Raw genomic sequence first — 7,682 nt, 5'->3', positions numbered from 1 at the left:
CTGAGTAGTGGTCGCTGTTGGGATATTTTTTATAGATATTTTTCAGATTTAATTCGACCATAATAAGCCCCTTCTTTTGAATAAAAATATTTTCTTTCAAGCTCTCGTTTGCAAAGCGCTTTCACATTGTCCATTATATCGTTTTTTTTTGACTTTTTCAAGCACTTTTAGTAAAACGTTTGCATGATTTTAAAAAACAACCTAAAAAGGCTGTTTCTTTGATTCTATGATAAAAAATCTTACTCAAGGCTTCTTTTTAAAGAATAGAATTAGCACCCCTATCAAACTGGCTCCAAACAAGAAGTAGAAAATATTTTCTACACTACTTGTTGAAGGCAATTGCGATTGATTAGCTAATATAGATAAAGCTTCAACTTTTGGGGTGTTCATCACCTGATCATTATGCTTGTCCTTAGTCACTTGAGAATCTTTATAGCTACTCAACAGAGAGAGCTGCTTATCTAGAAGCTCTCTATCAATCTTAGAATTAGCTGAGCAAAAAGACGACAACATCACTTCTTGATTATCTCGGCTTTCTTCTTTTGTTATAATATGAGAACTAAAGATTAAATCATCAGCTGCCAAAACTCTAGGACTATCAAAACTAGTAAATAATAACACCAAACTTAAAATCAGCAATAAACAAGTACTTTTTCTCTTTTTCTCCATATAAATCTCTCCCTATATACAACTAGCTACTCATAAAAATATGACAACAATTACCAGTATAACAAAGTAATTTACACGGTGTCAATCAATATGCTTGTTTTTAAAAAAAATATTACTAGTTAGTTTTAAATATCCAAAATAATGGATATTTTTACACTTTGTAAACTTTTTTTCTAAAAAATAAGAGGTATTTCCTAGATTATTTCATTTTTAAACAGTAGAATGGAATAGGAGGGCAAATTTATGACGCTTCACACCAGAAAAAGGATATTAGATGCTTTTTTTACATTAGCTGAACAAAATCCGACCAAAGTTCGTTTCACCTTTACAGATATAGCAAAAACTGCTGATTTATCAAGACAGGCTATCTATAAACGGCATTTTAATAATGTCAACGAAATTATTGATTACATACATGAAAAGTTGAATGATGAATTTAATCAAGCTTGTAGCCAGTACAAATTTACTTCTTCAAATCCCTTTCTCTCTTTTTCAGAAACCATTCTCCCCATAATATACAGAAATAGAGATTGGATTAGAACACTCTATACTACTTCAGTAGACCCCTTTTGGAGTGATTTTATTATCTCTTATTTCACTGATTGGATTTCTCAAAATATCAAACTTGATGACTCAAAGCTAGATATGCCTAGCGAGATAAGTAACACTCTTCTTGCCAAATGTTTTAACTTACTTATCGAAAACTGGATTACTCAGACTTATCCACTATCTTTAGAAAAATTCTCAAATATTTTCCTTAACCTAGTTTCTTCACCGCTTACTAGTTTCACTATTCCTAACAGTCAAACTAAGTCTTCAAATAAAATTATTATCAAAAAGCCATCTCGCAGAAAGACAAAGAAGTAAAAAGAAGTAAAGGGAGCAGTTTCTATATTTGAGACTGTTTTTTAAATTTTTCAAAAATTTTAAGAAATAAATAGACAAATAGTCAAGAAAATGCTATCATTTAATTGACAATCAGTTAACTTAAAAAGGTAGATTATTAATGAAAGAAGGTAAATATGCCACAAGATACTAAAAACAAAGTCGTTAATGCCTTAATTGAGCTGGCAGAACAAAATCCAGAAAAATCTTACTTTACTTTTTCTGAAATCGCTAAGCAAGCTGGATTATCTAGACAAGCAATTTATAAAAAACACTTTAGTAACGTTGAAGAAATTATTGAGTACATCCGTCAAAGTATCATGGCTCCATTTATCCCTCTGTATGAGAGCTATGCTGAAGGAAGTAAAGAAAATCCTTTAATCTTCTTTGCTCAACATATGATTCCTGCCATCTACGAACATAGACAATGGATGAAAGTTCTTTATACAACTGCTATTGATCCTTTCTGGAGAGAGTATATTTCTAGTTTCTTTACACAATGGGTAAAAGACAATCTAGATATCGATGCAAAAAAAATGGGAATTCCTCAAGAGATGGGAACAGAAATTATCGTAAAATGGATTAATTCGCTTATTGAAATATGGATTATCAAAGAAGAACCTATGCCCTCAGAAGATTTTGCACAATTATTTCTATCAATCGTTTCAACACCTATGGCTCAATTTGTTAGTTCGCACAGCGAGCCCTAGTTCAACTCAAAATTATGAAGCCCGCCTTGTTTAGGTAGGCTTTTTTTGTCTGTAAAATTTCTTACTCTCCCAAAGAAAAGAGAGCAGATAGTCTTCTGCTCTCGTCAATATATAAGCTATAAAATTAAACACCAAGCTTCATCTAATCTACTCGATAATAGAAGCTACCTTGTTCGTCAAAGCTATTCAGGCCAACCCCTGTCCAGATTCTGTCTTGGCCAGCATCTGAATTATCTGTAAAGTTTTCCTTGTCTGCGACCTTAACTCCCTTAGGAAGAAACTCAACCAGAAAACCTCCGCTGTCTCCACCGTAGACACCGCCAGCAGCAGTACCATAGTCTGTCAGAGAAGCTCCGTACAATTCATAAACACTTGAAACCAAGCCCTTGTCATCAAAAACAAGCTGGTTGCCAGAAGCATCCTGCCAGGTTCCTTTAACGCTGGCATAATTACCATTTGCAAGTGCTGAAATGTCCATCGCTTCTTTCTTTTCCTTAGTTTTTTCTGTGCTCGCACTCTCTGAGCTAGCGCTGCTAGCCGCTGAAGATGCTGCTGCAGTTGATTGATTGGATACCTGCTCCACAGAACTTGTTACTGAGCCAGTACTGCTAGTAGGCGTCTCTGATTGATTCGTAGCGCTGCCCTTTGAACAAGCTGTCATAGCTAATAAAGCAGCTCCTACTAGTAAAAAAGGTAAAGCTTTTTTCTTCATTTTTCTCCTCTTTCTCACGGTAAGATAAAACATGTGATTAGTAACATTATAGATTATTTTATCGCTTTTTACAAGAAGAAGTCTAGCAACTGGGCAGGCGCAAAACTACTGACTTTATTCATTCAGCTTCTGCCACATCCAGAACCCTGTAGATTGTTTTTGCCAGAGCTGCTTCATAATCTGATGCACCATAAGGCTTATCAGTCGTGACGTGGGCTGTCTGCTTTTCTAGGTCTACCGCCACATCTGACACTTCCTCCATAGATAGGAAGTGCTGGGTGACGTGTTTGACACAGTTTTGACAAGATAAGTTTTCTAATTGGACTATTTGTTTCATAGATTCATTCCTCCGTATATTTCTTCATTTTAAAGCGTCCTAGACGCAGAGCATTGGCCACAACTGACACTGAGCTCAAGCTCATGGCCAGACCAGCCAACATAGGATTGAGCAAGGGACCGCCGAAAAGACGCAATAGCCCCATAGCAATCGGGATGCCTAGTGTATTGTAGGCAAAGGCCCAGAAGAGATTTTCCTTGATATTGCGGATGGTCGCCTGGCTGAGCTTGATAGCCTTGACCACATCCTGCAAATCACTATGCATGAGCACTACATCTGCCGACTCAATAGCTACATCAGCGCCTGATCCGATGGCAATTCCAACATCTGCCTGAACCAGAGCTGGAGCATCATTGATACCGTCTCCGACCATAGCCAGTTTTTTCCCAGCTTCCTGCAAGTCTTTTATAGCAGTGGCCTTACCATCTGGCAATACACCTGCGATGACTTTTTGGATGCCAGCTTTCTGGGCAATAGCTGTCGCGGTTTCTTCACGATCTCCTGTCAGCATGATGACTTCCAGCCCCATAGACTGGAGCTCCTGCACTGCCTTCAGGCTGCTAGACTTCATCTCATCTGCTACCGCTAGAATACCAGCCAGCTGTCCATCTACTGCGACAAACATGGCTGTCTTCCCTTCTTGGGAAAGCTCCAACAACTGTTCTTGAAAGACACTGCTGTCAATGTTCTTGTCTTTCATCAATGACTCATTTCCCACCAGAAGCTGTTTGCCCTCAACCTGAGCTGACAAACCTCGTCCAACCATAGCCTCAAAATGACTGACAGGCAGTAAGTCAAGCCCCTCCTCTTCAGCTGCTTCTAAGATAGCCTGAGCCAAAGGATGCTCAGAATGCTGCTCAGCACTGGCTATTAGCTGCAATAAGTCAGAGCGATTAAAAGCACCTAAAGGCAACAAATCCGTCAGGCTGGGCTTGCCAATCGTAATCGTCCCCGTCTTATCAAGAACAATAGTATCCAGCTGATAAGCAGCTTCCAAAGCTTGTCCAGACTTAATCAGAATTCCATTTTCAGCCCCTTTACCAGTCCCAACCATAATGGCTGTCGGAGTGGCTAATCCTAGCGCACAAGGGCAGGCAATGACCAGAACTGCGATAAAGATTGACAGGGAAAAACTAAGACTCTCACCAGCCAGAAAATACCAGCCAAGCGCGGACAAAGTAGCCAAGCTCAGCACGATTGGGACAAAATAGAGCGAAATCTTATCGGCTAAAGCCGCTATCGGTGCCTTAGATCCTTGCGCTTCCTCCACTAATCTAACAATCTGAGCTAAGGTCGTATCCGAACCCACCCTAGTTGCTTGATAATCAATACTACCATTTTGATTGATTGTGGCACTGGTAATGGTATCACCGACCTTCTTTTCAATCGGGACACTTTCACCAGTCATCATGGACTCATCCACAAAGGTCTGCCCCTCCATCACAAGGCCATCTACCGGCATACGCTCCCCTGGCTTGATACGGATAATATCTCCAACTCGGATATCCTCCGTATCAATGGTCACAGCCTCACCATAACGAATCACTGTCGCCTGACTAGGTACTAGCTCAAGTAGAGACTGAATCGCCTGAGACGTTCGACCCTTGGCAGAACTTTCCAGATATTTGCCCAGAAGAACCAAGGCAATAATCACTGCAACAGACTCAAAATAAAGCTGATGAACAAAGGGATGATGACCTAGAAAAACCTGACTGACTGAGTAGAGACTGTAGAAAAATGCTGCACTAGTCCCCACTGCAATTAAACTATCCATATTGGGATGTTTCTTGATAAGATTGCGAAATCCTCTCTGATAAAAACCACGACCGATCCACACAGCAGGCAACGTTAAAAGTAGTTGTGACAGAACGAAGACCAAAGGATACTCCATATGGTCCAAGAAGCTAGGCAGAGGAAGACCGACCATACTTCCCATAGAGATATAAAGCAAGGGCAAAACAGTAAGCAAAAGAATTAGTAATTCTTGTTTCTTTTTTTGCAATTTCTGAGCTTTAATCACAGCTTCTTCGCTTACATCAGACGATCGGTCTTTTCCTTTCTCTTCTGCCTGATAACCAGCCTCGGCTACAGCATCCAGCACTTGCTGGCTGTCAAATCCTGCCTTAGGCAGCAAACTGAGACGTTCTGTCGCCAGATTGACACTGACATCCTCGACTGTTTCCAAGTCCTTGACCGCCATCTCTACCGTCATAGCACAGGCAGCGCAGGTCATACCAGAGAGTTTGTATTCTTTCTTCTCGCTCATCAATGCGCCTCCTTTCCGTGCCCGCAACGACACTGACCTTGCGGACAGTGGCATTTGATTTCCAGCGGAGCCGAAGCTCTTTTTTTGTCTATAACCTGACTGAGCCGCTCCAAATCCCCCTGACTAAACTGATTGCCCTCAATCATTGAAATCAAAAGATCTCCATGTTTAGTATTACAGATATTGTCAAAAAGAGCCTGCCAAGTACTTTCCAGATGATCCGCTTCTAAAATCCGAGCATCGTAGTAAAACTTGCCCTCGATTTTTTCCATAGCGATAAATTCTTTTGTCTTCAGACGATTCAAAAGAGTCTTGATGGTTGCCGGTTTCCAGGAAAAATCGGCTTCCAAACGAGCTATAATCTCTGTACTGCGACTGTGTGGATAAGCCCACAGCACACGCATCACTTGCCATTCTGCTTGGCTAATATTTTGCTGTTCCATTGTTCAACACTCCCTTATCATTTACATTTGTAATCTAACTCTTTATTAGTTTACATTTGTAATCGTAATTTGTCAAGTGTTTTTATCGTCATTTCCTGATATGCAAAAAAAGAAGGCGGAATAGTCCCGTCTTCTTACTTTATTTATATTAATGCGCCAACATCTCTTGAGCAATTTCTTGACCGGTCAACTTACTTGGATAGTAGGTTGGCCAGTTTTCCAGCTCGTCAAAGAGTGCTTCCTGGCTTTCGCCACCATAGAAGATATGGAAGTGAGCCGCCTTGGTCGGTGCAATGTTGTGGTCGCTAAACTGAACATACTTGTACTCCCCAGCATCCTCGTCTGTCGCTTCAAACATGAAGCGAACTCCACGATTTCCCTTAGAGTAAGTCAGAGTATGCTTGCCAACGTATTTATACGTATATTTCTTGGATTTTCCATCTACCACAAATTCCATGGTCTTGTCTGTGATATTGATATTGGAAACATCTGTTTTGTAGCCCTTGTCATAGTAGTCCTTGTATTCAGCTGCCGTCATTTTTCCAGTCAGCTTAGCCTTGTAATCAAAGACTTGGTCCAATGTCCCATCTTTCAGATAAGGGTAAACAGACTGCCACTCGCCAGCATAATCAGACAAGGTCCGATCCTTGACGGCACTGTCTTCAAAGTAGCCGTTTTGCACTGTCTTATCGTCTTCTTCTTTCTCGGCTGCAATCTCCGCTCCCTCTTGGTCAGTTGTCTTCTTGAGAGCCTTTAGATTGGCCTGCATGATAGAAACATAGTCTGCTCCGTCCTTGGTCTGTTCTTCGGTCAAGCTTTCCAGCGGATTCAGGACATCAAGTTCTACCCCTGTTTCCTTAGCCAGAGTAGAAGCCAGAGCCTGAGAGGCATTCTCTTCAAAGTAGATATACTTGATTTTATTTTTCTTGATATACTCGGTCAATTCAGCCAAGCGTGAAGCGGATGGCTCACTGTCTGGTGAAAGTCCAGAAATTGGCACCTGCTTCAAACCATAGTCCAATGCCAGATAGTTAAAGGCTGCGTGCTGAGTGACAAAGCTCTTTTGCTTGGCGTTGGCCAATCCATCTTCATATTCCTTATCCAAGGCTTCCAACTTCTTGATATAAGCCGCTGCATTTTTCTCAAAAGCAGCTTTCTTGTCAGGGTAAGACTTGCTCAGGCTATCACGGATGTGCTCCACCATTTTAATAGCTCGCTTCGGTGACAGCCAGACATGGGGATCATAGGCATGATGATGTCCCTCTTCACCATGGCCATGGTCTTCTTCCTCTTCACCACCAGGCAGCAAGAGCATATTTCCAGTCGCCTTGATAACCTTTTCTTCCTTATTTTTCAAGTTTTTTAGCAAATCTGGAACCCAAGTCTCCATGTTTTCATTTTCATAGACAAAGGCATCTGCATCCTGAATCGTCGCAACTGCCTTAGCTGAAGGCTCATAATCATGCGGCTCTGTACCTGCCCCGATTAGAAGTTCAACATTGGCCTCATCTCCAGCCACCTGCTTGGTAAACTCATAAACAGGATAAAAAGTCGTGACAATATTGAGCTTGCCATCTGCATTTTTTTGATTGGAACAAGCTACTAAGAAAATACTCAGTAAACCTGCTAATAGTAAGCTAATTTTTTTCATTTTCTGCTC

General features: G+C 40.8%; 8 protein-coding genes. 2 read left to right on the top strand and 6 right to left on the bottom strand.

Annotation, left to right across the window (positions count from 1 at the left end; translation table 11 throughout):
• Positions 1-243: 243 nt before the first annotated feature.
• The gene (locus AX677_RS08845; RefSeq protein WP_060976871.1) at positions 244-669 is read right to left on the bottom strand and encodes an LPXTG cell wall anchor domain-containing protein; all 426 of its coding nucleotides are present in this window, start codon (positions 667-669) and stop codon (positions 244-246) included.
• Between the two features lie 243 nt (positions 670-912).
• On the opposite strand from AX677_RS08845, the gene AX677_RS08840 reads away from it, so the two are divergent.
• Complete coding sequence (locus AX677_RS08840; RefSeq protein ID WP_060976870.1) at positions 913-1,536, top strand: TetR/AcrR family transcriptional regulator; 624 nt, start codon at positions 913-915, stop codon at positions 1,534-1,536.
• Positions 1,537-1,691: 155 nt separating this feature from the next.
• The gene (locus tag AX677_RS08835; RefSeq protein ID WP_060976869.1) at positions 1,692-2,264 is read left to right on the top strand and encodes a TetR/AcrR family transcriptional regulator; all 573 of its coding nucleotides are present in this window, start codon (positions 1,692-1,694) and stop codon (positions 2,262-2,264) included.
• Positions 2,265-2,406: 142 nt separating this feature from the next.
• Here the strand turns inward: AX677_RS08835 and AX677_RS09455 are convergent, their stop codons facing one another.
• The 5 genes from AX677_RS09455 to AX677_RS08810 form a co-directional block, all read right to left on the bottom strand.
• On the bottom strand, positions 2,407-3,009 hold the full coding sequence (locus tag AX677_RS09455; RefSeq protein WP_060976868.1) for a DUF6287 domain-containing protein: 603 nt from the start codon (positions 3,007-3,009) through the stop codon (positions 2,407-2,409).
• Between the two features lie 85 nt (positions 3,010-3,094).
• The gene (locus AX677_RS08825) at positions 3,095-3,313 is read right to left on the bottom strand and encodes a heavy-metal-associated domain-containing protein (protein WP_060976867.1); all 219 of its coding nucleotides are present in this window, start codon (positions 3,311-3,313) and stop codon (positions 3,095-3,097) included.
• A 4-nt stretch (positions 3,314-3,317) separates the two neighbouring features.
• The gene (locus AX677_RS08820; RefSeq protein ID WP_060976866.1) at positions 3,318-5,579 is read right to left on the bottom strand and encodes a heavy metal translocating P-type ATPase; all 2,262 of its coding nucleotides are present in this window, start codon (positions 5,577-5,579) and stop codon (positions 3,318-3,320) included.
• On the bottom strand, positions 5,579-6,022 hold the full coding sequence (locus tag AX677_RS08815; protein ID WP_002898703.1) for a CopY/TcrY family copper transport repressor: 444 nt from the start codon (positions 6,020-6,022) through the stop codon (positions 5,579-5,581). The genes AX677_RS08820 and AX677_RS08815 overlap by 1 nt, the downstream gene beginning before the upstream one ends.
• Before the next feature lie 148 nt (positions 6,023-6,170).
• A complete protein-coding gene (locus tag AX677_RS08810; protein WP_060976865.1) occupies positions 6,171-7,673 on the bottom strand; it encodes a zinc ABC transporter substrate-binding protein AdcA in 1,503 nt (500 codons plus the stop codon).
• Positions 7,674-7,682 lie beyond the last annotated feature (9 nt).

It is taken from the genome of Streptococcus sp. CCH8-C6, from assembly GCF_001557225.1.
GTDB lineage: Bacteria > Bacillota > Bacilli > Lactobacillales > Streptococcaceae > Streptococcus > Streptococcus sanguinis_C.
This window is presented reverse-complemented; position numbering and strand designations above follow the sequence as displayed.